The following is a 14370-nucleotide window of genomic DNA, read 5'->3' as shown; positions in this document are numbered from 1 at the left end:
GGCTGGCGGCTCCCCCCCCAGCCGATAGCCCTGGCGGTTGCTTTGCTGGCTGACCGCGTAGGGCGTGGTCCAGAACGCCTCGCGCGAGGTCGGGGCGAAATCCTCGTATTCGGCCGAGGGCAGGGCGCGCAATTCGATCTCTGCGACCCCCGGGGCACGCAGCGCGGGCATGGTCAGGCTGAACCCCGCAATCGGCAGCGGCGCGGTATCCGCCGCGGCGCGCAGCAGGTCGCCGGCGGCAAGGACGCGGCCTTCCAGCCCGCCGAAGCCTTCGCGCAGCTGCGTGCTGCGCGAGCCCAGCACCGCCGGCACGTCGATCCCGTCGGGCAGGGCCAGATAGGTGCGGGCGCCCGATGTCATCGGGCCAAGCTCCAGCACCTCGCCCTCGTCCGCCATGCCCGCCCAGACCCGGGGCAGGGGGCGGCCGGCCAGCGTCGCGCCGCAGGCCGCGCCCGCCAGCGCAAAGGCGCCGGCCTGCCGGAACCGGAACCGTGCCGGGGTCAGCGGGATTTCCAGCGTCGCGGCATCCTCGCCATTGCCCAGCATCATGTTGGCGATGCCATGCGACAGGGCGTCCATGACCCCGGCGCGGCCAAGGCCCTGCGACCAGTAGCCGTCGCGTCCCAGGTCCTGCACCGTCGCGCCCGGCGGAATGAAAAGAACCTCGATCATGCCTTGACCTCGACGGGGTTGAAGCGGATCCGGTCGCCGGGCCGCAGCAGTGCGGCGGGGCTGCGGCCGGGGTCGAAGAAGGACAGGCCGGTGCTGCCGATGGTGTTCCAGCCGCTGGGGCCCGCCGAGGCCGAGACCCCGGTCTGCAGCCCCGCCAGCGACAGCGACCCGCCCGGCAGCCGGGGCAGCGGCACCTTGCGGCGCGGTGTTTCCAGCCGGGGATCCAGGCCGCCCAGATAGCAATAGCCGGCATGGCTGCCGACCGCATAGACCGTGTATTCCGGCGCGGCATGCAGGCGCACCACCTTGTCCACCGGCAGGCCGGTCATCTCGGCGACCTCGGCCAGATGCGGGCCGTCATAGGCCATGTCGATGGCCAGAAGCCGGCCCTCGACCTGCTTGCGGATGCCGCTTTCCCACAGCGCGGTCAGGTCCTTCTCGATCCGGTCGAGTTCGATCGGGACATGGTCCAGAAGCAGGGTGACATTGGTCATGCCGGGCACGGCTTCGCGCACGCCCTTCCAGGTGGCGGCCTCGTCGGCGACGGCCCAGATACGCTGCTGGTTGGCGAGGTCGAAGGGGCAGGAGGGCTGGAACAGCACCGCCCGGCTGCCGATCATGGAAAGCTTCGCGTCAGGCATGGCGGGATTTCCGGGTTTCGAGCCAGTGTTCGAGATGGTGGATGCTGACCCCCCCGGCCGAGAAGCCGGGCTCTGCCAGCATCTGCCGGTGCAGGGGGATATTGGTCGAGACGCCTTCCACCCGCGCCTCGGCCAGCGCGGTGCGGGCGCGGGCCAGCGCCTCGTCGCGGTCGCCGCCATGGGCGATGATCTTGCCGATCATCGAATCGTAGCTCGCCGGGATCTCCGAACCGGCGCCGACATGGGTATCCATGCGGATGCCCGGCCCGCCCGGCACGTGCATCGCCGTGATCCGGCCGGGGCTGGGGGCGAAGCTCTGCGGATCCTCGGCATTGATCCGGCATTCGATGGCATGGCCCAGGCTGCGCACCTGGTCCTGGGTGATCGGCAGCGGCTTGCCGCGCGCCACGTCGATCTGCATGGCCAGGATGTCCAGACCGGTGACCATTTCCGTCACCGGGTGCTCGACCTGGATGCGGGTGTTCATCTCGATGAAATAGAACTGCCCGTCCTCGTAGAGGAATTCGAAGGTGCCGGCGCCGACATAGCCGATCCGGCGGCAGGAGGCGGCGCAGCGTTCGCCGATTTCCGCGATCAGCGCCCGGTCGATGCCCGGCGCCGGCGCCTCTTCGATCAGCTTCTGGTGGCGGCGCTGCATCGAGCAGTCGCGGTCGCCCAGCCACAGCGCATGTCCATGTGCATCGGCAAGCACCTGGATTTCCACATGGCGCGGCCTTTCGAGGAATTTCTCGATATAGATGTCGGCATTGCCGAAGAAGCGGCCGGCCTCTTGCCGGGTGACCATGAAGGCATCGGCCAGCTCGGATTCGGTCCGCACGACGCGCATGCCGCGCCCGCCGCCGCCGCCGGCCGCCTTCAGGATGACGGGATAGCCGATCCCGGCGGCGATCCGGCCGATGGCGTCGGGATCGTCCGGCAGCACGCTGTCCGGGCCGGGCACGCAGGGTACGCCGGCGGCGATCATGGCGCGCTTGGCCTCGACCTTGTCGCCCATCATCCGCATGACCGAGGCGCTGGGTCCGACCAGCCGCCGGCCCGCGGCCTCGACGGCCTCGGCGAATTCCGGGCGTTCGGAGAGGAAGCCATAGCCGGGATGGATCAGGCCCGCGCCGCTGGCCTCGGCCGCGGCCAGAAGCGCGGGGATGTTCAGATAGCTCTTGGCGGCCGGTGCGGGCCCGATGCAGATCGCCTGATCGGCCAGGTGCAGCCAGGCGGCGTCGCGATCCGCCTCGGAATGCGCGCAGACGACGCGCAGGCCAAGCCGGCGGCAGGCGCGGATGATGCGCAGGGCGATCTCGCCCCGATTGGCCACCAGCAGGCAGTCCATGTCGATCGCGGCCATCAGCGGATCCTCATCAGCGGCGCGCCCGCCTCGACCGTCGCGCCGTCTCCGACCATGATGGCCTCGACGGTGCCTGCTTGGGGCGCGGGGATGGCGGTCATCATCTTCATCGCCTCGATGACGCAGATCGTCTGGCCGGCCTCGACGCGGGCGCCGACCTCGACAAAGGCCGTCCCGCCGGATTCGGGGCGCAGGTGGCACAGGCCCGCCAGCGGGGCGGTGACGGCATCTGCCTCGGGCTCCGCCGGGGCGGCCTGCGCCGCCTCGATGGCGGGTTGCGCGGGCAGAGGGGCGTCGCCCGCGCCGCGGCGGATGGTGATCCGGTGCCCCTCGGCCGAAAAGGCGAACTCGGCCAGATGGTTTTCGGCGGCCCATTCCATCCCCGAGATGATGGAGTCGATGGTGATCGGCATGCGAAGGGCGTCGTCCCTGTGCGAAGTTGCGTTCTCGTGCGATTGGTAGCACCGCCGCTTCGCAATGATGTCAGAGCCGTTTCGCATGACCCGGGCAGGGGCATCGCGAAACCCGATCACATCAGATGCAGACGCTCTTATGCCTGGGACTGCGTCCTTCCTATGCTGCCGGCCGATCACCGCCGGCCCCGGCCGCGGCATTCCAGCAAGGAGGAGCACCACGTGCCCCATATCATCACCAGGATCGAACGTGCCGCGCCGGCGGATGTGGCCGCCCTGTCGAAATTCGGCAGCGCCACGATTCACGAGGCGCAGGGCCGGCTTGGCGCGCTGAGCTCGCGCCTGAAGCCCGTGGACCGCGCCATGTCGGTCTGCGGCCCCGCCTTCACCGTGCAAAGCGCGCCGCGCGACAACATCATGCTGCAGCTGGCGATCCATTACGCCCAGCCCGGCGATGTCGTCATCGTCTCGGCCGGGGAATACGAGGAGGCGGGCTGCTTCGGCGACGTTCTGGCCAATGCCTGCCTGGCCAAGGGCATCGCCGGCGTGGTCACCGATACCGGGGTGCGCGACACGCAGGAGCTGATCCGGCTGGGCCTGCCGGTGTTCTCGCTGAGCGTCTGCATCAAGGGCACGGTCAAGGAAACCCTGGGCCAGATCAACGGCGACATCGTCATCGGCGGGCAGGTGGTGCGGCCGGGCGACGTGATCCGCGGCGATGCCGACGGTCTGGTCGTCGTGCGCCGCGAGGATGCCGCCGAGGTGGCGCGCAAATCCGCCGCGCGCGAAGCCGACGAGGCCGGCTATATCGAGGCCTACAAATCGGGCCGGACGGTGATCGACGTCTGCAATCTTGAGGCGGTGCTGAAGGCCAAGGGCCTGACCACCGATCTTTGACGAGGCCGTCCCGCGTCCCCGGGGCGCGGGGTTCGTCAGGCCGATGATTCCCGCACGATCAGGTCGGTCTGGATTTCGATCCGGGCCGGCGCCGCGTCGGAATCCTGCCGCAGCAGGGCGACGATCAGATCCGCGGCCTTGCTGCCGATGCTGCCGGCATGGACATCGATCGTGGTCAGGCGGGGCACGCTGATCCTGCCGATCTCGTAATTGCCGAAGCCGGCCACCGCCAGGTCGCCGGGGATGCCGATGCCCCGCCTCTGGCATTCCGAGATCACCCCGAAAGCCACCAGATCCGAGACGCAGACGACTGCCCGGGTCCCCGGCTGGCTGTCCAGCAAGGCCCCGAGCGCCTGCGCCCCTTCGGCCATGCCGACCGGGGCGGTGCCGGCGGGAACCAGCCGCGTGTCGTCCAGCCCGTGGCGGCGCATCGCCTCGACAAAGCCGCTGCGGCGTTGGCCGCCGCGCGGATCGCGCGGCGATTCACCTCCGATGAAGGCGATGTCGCGATAGCCCGAGGCGACCAGGTGATCCACCAGCCGGCCGATGCAGGCGGTGTTGGAAAAGCCCACGACATGCCGGATCGGCTGGGCGGGCAGGTCCCAGATCTCGATCACGGGAATCCGCGTCGTCCGCAGCATTTGCCGCGTCCTGCGGGTATAGTCGCCCACTGTTAGGACGATCGCCTCGGGCTTGCGGCGCAGCAGCTGGCCGATCAGCCTTTCCTCTTCCTCGGGGTCGTATTCGGTATTGGCCAGCAGGATCTGCAAGCCGTTTCGCGACAGCCCGCGCGAAAGCTGCCGTACGGTTTCCGCGAAGTTCGCATTGTTGATCGAGGGCACGGTGACCGCCACGAAGCCGGAACGGTTCTGCCGGAGGCTGGCCGCGGTCGCGTCGAAGACATAGCCCAGCTCCTCGGCCTTGGTCAGGATCCGCGCCCGTGTCTGCGGGTTGACCCCCTCGTCGCCGCGAAATGCCCGCGAGACGGTCATCGCGGAAACGCCGACCGCCTTGGCGATATCCGCCATCTTTACGGTTCCGCTGTGCATTCCGCCCCTGCCCATGCTGCCCTATGCCCTTGCCAGGAGCGCAGGCTAGATGGTGCCGGACGCGGCGACAACACCGCTGCGGCATGGGCCGATATGGCGCAGAACCGATTCGGCCACCGCATCGGGGGAACGGTCGATGTCGATCGTCACCGCATTCTCGTCGTTCCGTGGCGGCTCCAGCGCATCGAACTGGCTGTCCAGAAGCGAGGCGGGCATGTAATGGCCGCGCCTCGCGCTTAGCCGCCGGTCGAGCAGCGCGTAGCTGCCGGCCAGGTGGACAAAGAACAGGTCCGGCATGCCCGACGATTGCCGCAGCCGGTCGCGATAGGAACGGCGCAAGGCGGAACATCCAAGGATCATGCCATCCGGCGCGGCTGCCAGGGCCTGCCCGCAGCGTTCCAGCCAGGGCCAGCGATCCGCATCGCCCAAGGGGATGCCCCGCCGCATCCTTTCGATGTTTTCAGTCGGATGCAGGTCGTCGCCATCGAGATAGGGAAGCCCGGTCCGCGCGGCAAGCCGCGCTCCGACCGAGGATTTCCCGCAGCCCGACACGCCCATCAGGACGAGATGCGCGATCCTATAGCGAGACACTGATCGCACCGTCCACATAGAGCGTATGCCCGTTCACGAAGCTCGATGCGTCCGAGGACAGGAAGACGCAGGCCCCCACCAGTTCATCGACCAAGCCCCAGCGCCCGGCGGGGGTGCGTTTTTCCAGCCAGGCCGAGAAATCGGGATCCGCGACCAGCGCGGCGTTCAGCGGCGTGTCGAAATATCCCGGCGCGATGGCATTGCATTGCAGCCCGTGGCGCGCCCAGTCCGTGGCCATGCCCTTGGTCAGGTTGCCGACGGCGCCCTTGGTGGCGGTATAGGGGGCGATGCCCGGCCGGGCCAATGCGGTCTGGACCGAGCAGATGTTGACGATCTTGCCGCGGCCGCGCCGGATCATGTGCCGCGCCACCGCCTGCCCGACATGGAAGACCGAGGCGATATTGGTCTGCAGCAGGGCCTCGAACCGGTCGGCCGGGAAATCTTCCAGCGCCGTGCGATGCTGCATGCCGGCATTGTTGACCAGGATGTCGATGGGGCCGACCGAGGCTTCGAAATCGTCGATGGCGGCGCGGACCTCGTCATGGCGGGTCACGTCGAAGGGCAGGGCCCGGATCTCGGCCTCGGGCAGTTCCGCCTGCAAGGCGGCGCGCGCCTCCTCCAGCCGTTTCGGATCCCGGCCGTTCAGCACCACTGCGGCGCCGCTTTTCGCCAGCCCCCGTGCCAGCGCATGGCCGATGCCCTGCGACGACCCCGTCACCAGCGCGCGGCGGCCCGCCAGCCCGAACAGGCTTTCAACAAATCCAGTCGTCCCGGCCATCCCGTTCCTCCGTTTGGGTCTCGACAAATCCGTTCGACTCGTGTTTTGTTATCGATAACTATCCGAGTCAAGGGCCCGCTGAAAGGGCGACCGTAAAATCCCGCACCATAATGGAGAACACGATGAGCAAGCCGGTGGTCCTGCAAATGGGGGCCTATCCCGAATGGGACGAAGTCCCGCTGAGCGCGCAATACGATCTGCGCCGTTATTTCGAGGCCGCGGACAAGGAGGCCTTCCTGGCCGAATGCGGCGCCGAGGTGCGGGCCATCGCCACCCGCGGCGAGCTGGGGGCCAGTCGCAAGATCATCGAGGCCTGCCCGAATCTCGAACTGATCTCGATCTATGGCGTGGGCTTCGACGCGGTCGATCTGGAAGCCTGCCGCGAGCGGGGGATTCAGGTGACGAACACGCCCGACGTGCTGACCGGGGACGTGGCCGATCTGGGTGTCGCGATGATGCTGGCCGTCGCGCGCGGCATCGTCGGCGCTGAAGCCTGGGTGCGGGGCGGCCAGTGGGCGGCCAAGGGCAATTATCCGCTGCAGCGCCGCATCTGGGGCAAGAAGGCCGGTATCCTGGGGCTGGGCCGGATCGGCTTCGAGATCGCGCAGCGTCTGCGCGGCTTTGGCATGGATATCGCCTATTCCGACATCGCGGCCAAGGACTATGCCGCCGATCTGACCTTCATCGCCGATCCGGTCGCGCTGGCGCGGCATTCGGAGTTCCTGTTCGTCGCCCTGGCGGCCTCGGGCCAGACCCGGCACATCGTCAATCGCGAGGTGATCGAGGCGCTTGGCCCCGAGGGCGTGCTGGTCAATGTCTCGCGTGCCTCCAACATCGACGAGGCGGCGCTGATCGCCGCGCTGCAGGACGGCCGGCTGGGCGCGGCGGCGCTGGATGTTTTCGATAACGAACCCCAGATCGACCCGCGCTTCCTGGAACTGCCGAACGTGCTCCTGCAGCCGCATCAGGCCTCGGGCACCGTCGAGACCCGCAAGGCGATGGGCGAACTGGTCCGCAACAACCTGGCGGCGCATTTCGCCGGCCAGCCCCTGCTTACCCCGGTTGTCTGAGGCCGTCATGAAAGCGATTGTTATCCACGCCGCCAAGGATCTGCGCATCGAGGAACGCGAAGCCGGGGCGCCTGGCCCGGGACAGGTGCGCATCCGGCTTGCGGCCGGCGGGATCTGCGGATCGGATCTGCATTACTACAACCATGGCGGTTTCGGAGCCGTGCGGCTGCGCGAGCCGATGATCCTGGGCCACGAGGTTTCCGGCCATGTGGTCGAATGCGCGCCGGACGTGGCGGGGCTCGTTCCCGGCGATCTGGTCGCCGTCTCGCCCTCGCGCCCTTGCGGGGGCTGCGGCTATTGCCGCGAGGGGCTGCCCAACCATTGCGAGAACATGCGCTTCTACGGCTCGGCCATGCCGTTCCCGCATATCCAGGGTGCGTTCCGGCAGGAACTGGTGGCGGATGCCGCGCAATGCGTGCCGGCCAACGGCCTGACGCCGGGCGAGGCGGCGATGGCCGAACCGCTGGCGGTCACGCTGCACGCCGCGCGCCGGGCCGGCGAGCTGCTGGGCAAGCGCGTGCTGGTCACCGGCTGCGGGCCCATCGGCCTGTTGTCGATCCTGTCGGCGCGGCTGGCGGGCGCGGGCGAGATCGTCGCCACGGACCTGTCGGATTTCACGCTGGCGATGGCGCGGAAATGCGGTGCGGACGCGGTCGTCAACACCGGCGCGGCGCCCGACGGCCTGTCGCCCTTTGCCGCCGGCAAGGGCAGTTTCGACGTGCTGTTCGAATGCACGGGTGTTGCCGCGGCCATCGCGCCGGCCATCGCGGCCATGCGGCCGCGCGGCGTGGTCGTCCAGCTTGGGCTGGGCGGCGACATGCCGCTGCCGATGACGGCGATCACCGCCAAGGAGCTGGACCTGCGTGGCTCCTTCCGCTTCCACCCGGAATTCGCGACCGGCGTCCAGGCCATGCTGGCGGGTCGGATCGACGTCAAGCCGCTGATTACCCACGAAATCGCCCTGGACGAGGCCGAAACGGCGTTCCGGCTGGCCTCGGACCGTTCGGCGGCGATCAAGGCGCAGATCCTCTTCGCCTGAGCCGAGGCCTCAGCCTTGGCCTGAACCGGAGGCCGCCGGGGACCGCGCCGCCTCGGTCGCCAGCCGCACCAGATGATCGCGCACCACGGCGGCTGCTTCCGAAAGCGGCAGCTGAGCCGAGACGCAGATCGCCATCGCGACCTTCATGTTGGGGCGGCGGATGCGGTAGCTTCGGGCACCCGCGACGCGGCGCTGCACGGCCTGCGCCGCCGATGCGGGCAGGATGGTGCAGCCCAGCCCCTCGGCCAGCGCGTTCGACAGGTAGGAAATCGACTCGGTCTCGGCGACGACCTGGGCGCTGGTCCCGACGCGCGACAGGGTGGTCTCGATCACCTGGCGGACGGTGTGGATCGGGCTTGGCAGGATCAGCGGCTGGGACACGGCCTCGGCGAACGAGATCTCGCCATCCTCCGGTTCGGCGATCTGCGTTCCGATGAAATGCAGTTCTTCCGTCGAGATCGGCTCGAAGCTGAGGCTGGGGATCTTGCCGGGATCGAAGATCAGCGCGATGTCCGTCTTGCCGGTCATGATCTGTTCGCTGATCACGCCGCCGCCGACTGCCTCATTGGCATAAAGCAGGATGCCCGGGTGCTTTTCGCGGATGGTCCGCATCAGCTGCGTCGCCACCAGCGAGCCGAGGCCCAGCGGCGCGAACACGACGCTGACCGCGCCGGTAATCTCCTCGGAGGAGGTGGCGATGTCGTGCTCGGCCTGGTTCATCTGCCGGATGATCATCTGGCAATGGCGATACAGGACCTTGCCCGCCTCGGTCGGGATGACGCCGCGCTTCGAGCGCAGCAGCAGCGGCTTGCCGAAATGGGTTTCCAGCGCGGCGATCTGCTGGCTCAGCGCCGGCTGGGCGATGTGCAGGATCGCCGAAGCGCGGGTGATGCTACCGATGTCCACGATCTTCATGAAGGCGTAAAGCCTGCGTATGTCCATGATAGCACGTCCTTAAAGCACGATTCTGCCGGTTCCCGCCGGTCATTCTATTTGGTCCATGCCCCTTGCGCACCGATGTATAATCATTCGCGATCATGTCAGACCGAACTGTTCTTTTCGCGACGACCGGCCTGTCGCTAGGGTAGCAGGTGCAACGGTCACAAAACTGCAAAACAGCCGCTCCGCAGCGATATGCCGTTGGTCCGGCTCGCTTGCGGTAAGTGCCAAGATAGGGAGAGAATGATGTTCCTCAAGCCGATCGCGTTGGGGGCTGCGGCTGCGCTTGCCCTGGCAGGCGCCGCTGTGGCGCAAACCCGGCTCAGCTTGTCCGAAGTGCTGCCGGACGGTAATTTCATGGCGGAAAACGCCAAGAGCTTCGCCGAGGCCGTCAGGGAGGCGACCGATGGCGAGGTCGTCATCAACGTCGCCACCTCCGGGTCGCTGGGCTTCAAGGGGCCCGACCAGCTGGGCGCGGTGCGCGACGGGCTTGTCGACATGGCCGATATCAACATCAGCCAGCAGGTCGGGATGAACCCGCTGTTCGGCGCCGAAGGCGTGCCCTTCCTTGTCGAGTCGATGGAGGAGCTGAAGGAATATCACGCCTTCCTGCGTCCCGAATTCGAGAAGCTGGCCGAGCAATACAACCAGAAGATCCTCTACATGGTGCCGTCGCCGGCCCAGTATGTCTATCTGAAGACCCAGGTCGACGATATCGGCGATTTTCGCGGCATCACGGTGCGCGGTGCCGACAAGAACACCGTCGATATCGTCAGCAGCCTTGGCATGGACGGCATCGCCATGCCCTGGGGCGAGCTGCTGCCGGCGCTGGCCTCGGGCCGGGTCAGTGGCGTTGCGACCTCTGCCACCTCGGGCGTGGACGGCAAATTCTGGGAATTCCTCAGCCATATCTATCCGACCAACCATACCTGGGGGTCGAACGCGGTGACGATCAACCTCGAGTCCTGGAGCAGGCTCACGCCGGAACAGCAGGCCGCCATCGAGAAGGTCGCGGCCGAGCTTGAGCCGCAATTCTGGGAAAGCTCGCGCGAGAGCGACGGGAAAAGCCTTGAGATCATGACCGGCCACGGCATGCAGCTGGTCGAGCTGTCGGACGAGCTGAAGGCCCAGATCGCCGAGAAGGCCAAGCAGGTTCAGGCGGAATTCTTCGACCGCGTTCCTGCGGCCAAGCCGATTGCCGATGCCTATCTCGCGTCGAAAGGCGGCAACTGAGATGGCCGGAGAGCAGCATGTCGCCTCCAAGGCCGTCGCTGAACGCGGTGCTGTCGCTGCCCTGCAAAGGGCGGCGGACTTTGCCTCGCTGGTCGCGGCCTGGCTTGCCGGTCTCTGTGTCCTGGGCCTGACCCTGCTCGTGCTGATCGACACCGCGATGGCGTTGATCAGCCGTTATGTCCCGTCCTTTCCCACGGGCACCGGGATCGGCTGGGAATACAGCGCCTATCTGATGGGCGCGGCCTTCCTGCTCGGCTCGGGCATGACGCTGCGCGCGGGCCTGCAACTGCGGGTAGAGCTACTGCTGTCGATGGGCAAGGGCCGCTACGCCCGGATGTTCGAGATATTCGCTGCCATCCTCGGCTCTGTTGTCACGCTTCCCCTGGCGGTCTGGCTTGCGCAGTTCACGCATCGCACCTGGAGCTATGGCGAGGTTTCCCAGGACAGTTTCACGCCCCTGTGGATCCCGCAGCTGGTGCTGACCATCGGCGCGGCCGTGCTGGCCTTCCAGATGGTCGCCCGACTCGTCACCGCCATCAGCGGCAACATTGTCGACAAACCCAGCCTCGGTGCCGCGAGCGCCATCGAGTAAGCCACAGCGCCGCTGCGCGCGAAACCAGGAATATCGGGGAGAAACATGGGCGCTATCGTCGCAAGCCTGTTCGGGCTTCTTTTCGGCACATTGGCCATCGGGGCCTGGATCGGAATCGCCTTGCTGGCCACGGCCATCGGCCTGGCAATGATGTTCACCGGCCTGCCCGTCGACAGGCTGTTTCCGCAATACCTGTTCAACATCCTGACCACGCCCGACCTGGTCGCGTTGCCGCTTTTCATCCTGATGGGCGAGTTCCTGTTTCGCACGCGCCTGTCGGAGACCCTGTTCAGCGGCCTGGCGCCCTGGGCGGGCCTGCTTCCGGGCCGGCTGCTGCATGTCAATGTCGTCGGCTGCTCGATCTTTGCGGCGATCTCGGGCTCCTCGGCCGCGACGACGCAGGTCGTCGGCCGCATGACCCTGAAGGAACTGCTGGCGCGGGGCTATTCGCCCGACCTGGCCATCGGCAGCCTTGCAGGTGCCGGCACGCTGGGATTCCTGATCCCGCCCTCGACGGTGATGATCATGTATGGCGTGCTAGCCAATGAATCGATCCTGCGGCTTTTCACCGCCGGCTTCATTCCGGGCGTCCTGCTTGCCCTGGTCTTTGCCGCCTACATCATGATCCGCGCCAGCGCCAAGCCCGACCTGGTGCCCGAGAACGAACGCGCCTTGCGCCACATGCCCTTCCGCCAGCGTCTTGCCGCCCTGCGGGATCTGGGCCCGGTGATGTTCCTGATCCTCTGCGTCCTGGGCTCGATGTATGGCGGGTTGGCGACCCCCTCCGAGGCCGCGGCGCTGGGTGTGGTCGGGGCCTTCCTCGTGTCGCTGTCGCAGGGCGCGCTGAACCTGCGGGCGCTGCGCGACATCATCCTGGGGACGGTGCAGACCTGCTCGGTCATGGGCATCATCATCCTTGGCGCATCGGTGCTGGGCAACATCACCTCGACCCTTGGCATTCCCGCCGCGGTGGCAAATGTCGTGACGGACTGGAACCTGTCGCCGATGCTGCTGATCGTGGCGCTGATCGTGCTGTATCTGGTGCTGGGAACCGCGCTCGAGGGCTTTTCGATGATCGCGACCACCCTGCCGGTGGTGCTGCCGCTGGTCGAGGCCGCGGGCTTCGACAAGATCTGGTTCGGCATCTTCATGGTCCTGGTGGTCGAGATGGCGCAGATCACGCCGCCGGTGGCCTTCAACTTCGCGGTCATCCAGAATATCACCGCCCGAAGCACGGCCTATATCGCAAGGGTCACCTTCCCCTTCCTGTTGATCATGATCGGCTTCGCGATCATGCTGGCGCTGTTCCCCGGCATCGTCACCTTCCTGCCCGACCTGCTGCTGGGTTGATCCCGCCCGCAGGCGGCGTCCCGGCCCCTGCGCGCCGGGGCGCCCGGCGGGGCAGGTTTGACTGCCTGTCCCGTTAGCGTTATCAGATGCCTCCGTGCCACGAGTCCGTCGCGCAGCTGCATTTCGATCATCATTCGGAGTCCCTCGCGGGGACGCGTTGTCCAGAGCAAAGAAGAATAATGAACACTGACACTAGGATCGGCCTGATCGGCCTTGGGACGATGGGCGCGGCCTTGGCGCTGAACATCGCCGAGAAGGGCTTTCGCATCGCGGTCTGGAACCGCACCGCCGAAGTGACCCGCCGCTTCCACGCCGAGGCCGGCGCTCTGGCGGATCGCGTGATCCCGACCGAAAGCCTGGCCGATCTGGTCGCCGCCATCGCGCCTCCTCGCGCCATCATCCTGATGGTCCCCGCCGGTCAGGCCGTCGACGACCAGATCGCGGCGCTGGCGCCGCTGCTCGACCCCGAGGATCTGGTGATCGACGCCGGCAACGCCAATTTCCACGATACCAACCGCCGCGCCGCCGCCGGTCTGCCGATGCGCTTCCTGGGCATGGGCGTCTCGGGCGGCGAAGAGGGCGCGCGCCACGGCCCCGCCATCATGGGCGGCGGCGCCCGCGCCGACTGGGACCGCGTCGCCCCGGTCATGCAGGCCATCGCCGCCCGGGCCGAGGACGGCACCCCCTGCGCCACCTGGATGGGCGAGGCCGGCGCCGGGCATTTCGTCAAGACCGTCCACAACGGCATCGAATATGCCGACATGCAGATGATCGCCGAGGTCTACGGGCTGATGCGCGACGGGCTCGGCCTGCCCGCCGCCGCCATCGGCGAGACCTTCGCCGGCTGGAACGGGGGGGCGCTGAAATCCTACCTGGTCGAGATCTCGGCTGCCGTCGCCGGGGCCGCCGATCCGCTGACCGGCGCGCCGATGCTGGACGTGATCCTGGACGCCGCCGGGCAGAAGGGCACCGGGCGCTGGACCGCGATCGAGGCGCAGCACCTCGCCGCGCCGATCCCGGTGATCGAGGCGGCGGTGATGGCGCGCAACGTCTCGGCCCGCCTCGGCGAGCGCAAGGCGGGCGAGGCGCGCTTCGGCGCCGCCCCGCAGGCGCTGGACCTGGCGCTGCCCGAGCTGGAGGCGGCGCTGATCGCCGGCAAGATCCTGTGCTATGCGCAGGGTTTCGCGATGATCGAGGCCGCCGGCCGGGCCTTTGGCTGGCGGCTGGACCTGCCGGGGATCGCGCGGGTCTGGCGGGCGGGCTGCATCATCCGCTCGGCGATGCTGAACGACATGGCCACGGCGCTGGCCGAGGATCCGTCGCGCAACCTGGTGCTGGCGCCTTTCTTCGCCGAGAAGCTCGAGGCCGCGATGCCGGCGCTGCGGGCGGTGGTGGCGCAGGGCGTGTTGCACGGCCATGCGCTGCCGGCGCTGGGTGCCGGTCTGGGCTGGTTCGACCTGATGCGCACCGGCCGCGGCACGGCGAACATGATCCAGGCGCAGCGCGACTTCTTTGGCGCGCATGGCTTCGACCGCCTCGACGGCCAGGACAGCCACCATGGGCCCTGGGCGGCGAAGGCCTGAACCGGGCGGTCAGGGCGGTCTTGGTCGCAGGCGGCCAATTCGGCATGGGCAAAACCGCCTGACCGGGACGGCCCTGTTGCCGAGGCCCTGGCCCTAGATGTTTTCGGGCGTAATGATCTGGAATGGTACGATGTGTTGATTTCCGTCGAGACGTGACCCG

Annotated in this window: 15 protein-coding genes; 7 read left to right on the top strand and 8 right to left on the bottom strand. The window is 67.8% G+C overall.

Features of this window, described 5'->3' with window-relative positions; genetic code table 11:
- The 4 genes from PARACOCCUSGL_RS0117760 to PARACOCCUSGL_RS0117745 all read right to left on the bottom strand — a co-directional run.
- Positions 1 to 672, bottom strand: a 672-nt coding sequence (locus tag PARACOCCUSGL_RS0117760) for a biotin-dependent carboxyltransferase family protein (protein WP_010399619.1), incomplete at its 3' end; no start/stop codon positions are given.
- Positions 669 to 1313, bottom strand: a complete 645-nt coding sequence (gene pxpB, locus PARACOCCUSGL_RS0117755; RefSeq protein WP_010399618.1) for a 5-oxoprolinase subunit PxpB — start codon at positions 1311 to 1313, stop codon at positions 669 to 671. The genes PARACOCCUSGL_RS0117760 and pxpB, both read right to left, overlap by 4 nt.
- Complete coding sequence (gene accC / locus PARACOCCUSGL_RS0117750; protein ID WP_010399617.1) at positions 1306 to 2676, bottom strand: acetyl-CoA carboxylase biotin carboxylase subunit; 1371 nt, start codon at positions 2674 to 2676, stop codon at positions 1306 to 1308. The genes pxpB and accC overlap by 8 nt, the downstream gene beginning before the upstream one ends.
- Entirely contained in the window at positions 2676 to 3089 is a 414-nt protein-coding gene (locus PARACOCCUSGL_RS0117745; protein WP_029372630.1) for an acetyl-CoA carboxylase biotin carboxyl carrier protein subunit, read from the bottom strand. The genes accC and PARACOCCUSGL_RS0117745 overlap by 1 nt, the downstream gene beginning before the upstream one ends.
- A 222-nt stretch (positions 3090 to 3311) precedes the next feature.
- Between PARACOCCUSGL_RS0117745 and PARACOCCUSGL_RS0117740 the strand changes: the two genes are divergently transcribed.
- On the top strand, positions 3312 to 3986 hold the full coding sequence (locus tag PARACOCCUSGL_RS0117740) for a 4-carboxy-4-hydroxy-2-oxoadipate aldolase/oxaloacetate decarboxylase (protein WP_029372628.1): 675 nt from the start codon (positions 3312 to 3314) through the stop codon (positions 3984 to 3986).
- A gap of 35 nt (positions 3987 to 4021) precedes the next feature.
- Here the strand turns inward: PARACOCCUSGL_RS0117740 and PARACOCCUSGL_RS0117735 are convergent, their stop codons facing one another.
- The 3 genes from PARACOCCUSGL_RS0117735 to PARACOCCUSGL_RS0117725 are packed head-to-tail and all read right to left on the bottom strand — an operon-like array spanning position 4022 to position 6404.
- On the bottom strand, positions 4022 to 5035 hold the full coding sequence (locus tag PARACOCCUSGL_RS0117735; RefSeq protein ID WP_029372626.1) for a LacI family DNA-binding transcriptional regulator: 1014 nt from the start codon (positions 5033 to 5035) through the stop codon (positions 4022 to 4024).
- Positions 5036 to 5080: 45 nt separating this feature from the next.
- Positions 5081 to 5626 (bottom strand): gluconokinase, encoded by a 546-nt coding sequence (locus PARACOCCUSGL_RS20885; protein ID WP_237701565.1) that lies wholly within the window; start codon positions 5624 to 5626, stop codon positions 5081 to 5083.
- Entirely contained in the window at positions 5613 to 6404 is a 792-nt protein-coding gene (locus PARACOCCUSGL_RS0117725) for an SDR family oxidoreductase (protein WP_010399604.1), read from the bottom strand. The genes PARACOCCUSGL_RS20885 and PARACOCCUSGL_RS0117725 overlap by 14 nt, the downstream gene beginning before the upstream one ends.
- A gap of 122 nt (positions 6405 to 6526) precedes the next feature.
- Here PARACOCCUSGL_RS0117725 and PARACOCCUSGL_RS0117720 point away from each other — a divergent pair, with 122 nt between their 5' ends.
- Together PARACOCCUSGL_RS0117720 and PARACOCCUSGL_RS0117715 are read left to right on the top strand one after the other, a co-directional pair.
- Entirely contained in the window at positions 6527 to 7474 is a 948-nt protein-coding gene (locus PARACOCCUSGL_RS0117720; RefSeq protein WP_010399601.1) for a 2-hydroxyacid dehydrogenase, read from the top strand.
- Between the two features lie 7 nt (positions 7475 to 7481).
- Positions 7482 to 8513 (top strand): L-idonate 5-dehydrogenase, encoded by a 1032-nt coding sequence (locus PARACOCCUSGL_RS0117715; RefSeq protein ID WP_010399599.1) that lies wholly within the window; start codon positions 7482 to 7484, stop codon positions 8511 to 8513.
- Between the two features lie 9 nt (positions 8514 to 8522).
- Here the strand turns inward: PARACOCCUSGL_RS0117715 and PARACOCCUSGL_RS20880 are convergent, their stop codons facing one another.
- On the bottom strand, positions 8523 to 9455 hold the full coding sequence (locus PARACOCCUSGL_RS20880) for a LysR substrate-binding domain-containing protein (RefSeq protein WP_010399597.1): 933 nt from the start codon (positions 9453 to 9455) through the stop codon (positions 8523 to 8525).
- A gap of 243 nt (positions 9456 to 9698) precedes the next feature.
- Here PARACOCCUSGL_RS20880 and PARACOCCUSGL_RS0117705 point away from each other — a divergent pair, with 243 nt between their 5' ends.
- From PARACOCCUSGL_RS0117705 to gndA, 4 genes are all read left to right on the top strand, one after another.
- Complete coding sequence (locus PARACOCCUSGL_RS0117705; protein WP_202796798.1) at positions 9699 to 10685, top strand: TRAP transporter substrate-binding protein; 987 nt, start codon at positions 9699 to 9701, stop codon at positions 10683 to 10685.
- Position 10686: 1 nt separating this feature from the next.
- Entirely contained in the window at positions 10687 to 11277 is a 591-nt protein-coding gene (locus PARACOCCUSGL_RS20875; protein WP_010399593.1) for a TRAP transporter small permease subunit, read from the top strand.
- 45 nt (positions 11278 to 11322) lie between these two features.
- Positions 11323 to 12627, top strand: coding sequence for a TRAP transporter large permease (locus tag PARACOCCUSGL_RS0117695; RefSeq protein WP_010399591.1), 1305 nt, complete (start codon positions 11323 to 11325; stop codon positions 12625 to 12627).
- 179 nt (positions 12628 to 12806) lie between these two features.
- Entirely contained in the window at positions 12807 to 14210 is a 1404-nt protein-coding gene (gndA, locus tag PARACOCCUSGL_RS0117690; RefSeq protein WP_010399589.1) for an NADP-dependent phosphogluconate dehydrogenase, read from the top strand.
- Positions 14211 to 14370 lie beyond the last annotated feature (160 nt).

Source organism: Paracoccus sp. TRP (assembly GCF_000185925.1).
Lineage (GTDB): Bacteria > Pseudomonadota > Alphaproteobacteria > Rhodobacterales > Rhodobacteraceae > Paracoccus > Paracoccus kondratievae.
This window is presented reverse-complemented; position numbering and strand designations above follow the sequence as displayed.

Excerpts from the sequence above, each read along its gene's own strand:
- pxpB (WP_010399618.1), bottom strand. The coding sequence starts at position 1,313 with ATGCCTGACGCGAAGCTTTCCATGATCGGCAGCCGGGCGGTGCTGTTC.
- accC (WP_010399617.1), bottom strand. The coding sequence starts at position 2,676 with ATGGCCGCGATCGACATGGACTGCCTGCTGGTGGCCAATCGGGGCGAG.
- PARACOCCUSGL_RS0117745 (WP_029372630.1), bottom strand. The coding sequence starts at position 3,089 with ATGCCGATCACCATCGACTCCATCATCTCGGGGATGGAATGGGCCGCC.
- PARACOCCUSGL_RS0117735 (WP_029372626.1), bottom strand. The coding sequence starts at position 5,035 with ATGCACAGCGGAACCGTAAAGATGGCGGATATCGCCAAGGCGGTCGGC.
- PARACOCCUSGL_RS0117725 (WP_010399604.1), bottom strand. The coding sequence starts at position 6,404 with ATGGCCGGGACGACTGGATTTGTTGAAAGCCTGTTCGGGCTGGCGGGC.
- PARACOCCUSGL_RS0117720 (WP_010399601.1), top strand. The coding sequence starts at position 6,527 with ATGAGCAAGCCGGTGGTCCTGCAAATGGGGGCCTATCCCGAATGGGAC.
- PARACOCCUSGL_RS0117715 (WP_010399599.1), top strand. The coding sequence starts at position 7,482 with ATGAAAGCGATTGTTATCCACGCCGCCAAGGATCTGCGCATCGAGGAA.
- PARACOCCUSGL_RS20880 (WP_010399597.1), bottom strand. The coding sequence starts at position 9,455 with ATGGACATACGCAGGCTTTACGCCTTCATGAAGATCGTGGACATCGGT.
- PARACOCCUSGL_RS0117705 (WP_202796798.1), top strand. The coding sequence starts at position 9,699 with ATGTTCCTCAAGCCGATCGCGTTGGGGGCTGCGGCTGCGCTTGCCCTG.
- PARACOCCUSGL_RS20875 (WP_010399593.1), top strand. The coding sequence starts at position 10,687 with ATGGCCGGAGAGCAGCATGTCGCCTCCAAGGCCGTCGCTGAACGCGGT.
- PARACOCCUSGL_RS0117695 (WP_010399591.1), top strand. The coding sequence starts at position 11,323 with ATGGGCGCTATCGTCGCAAGCCTGTTCGGGCTTCTTTTCGGCACATTG.
- gndA (WP_010399589.1), top strand. The coding sequence starts at position 12,807 with ATGAACACTGACACTAGGATCGGCCTGATCGGCCTTGGGACGATGGGC.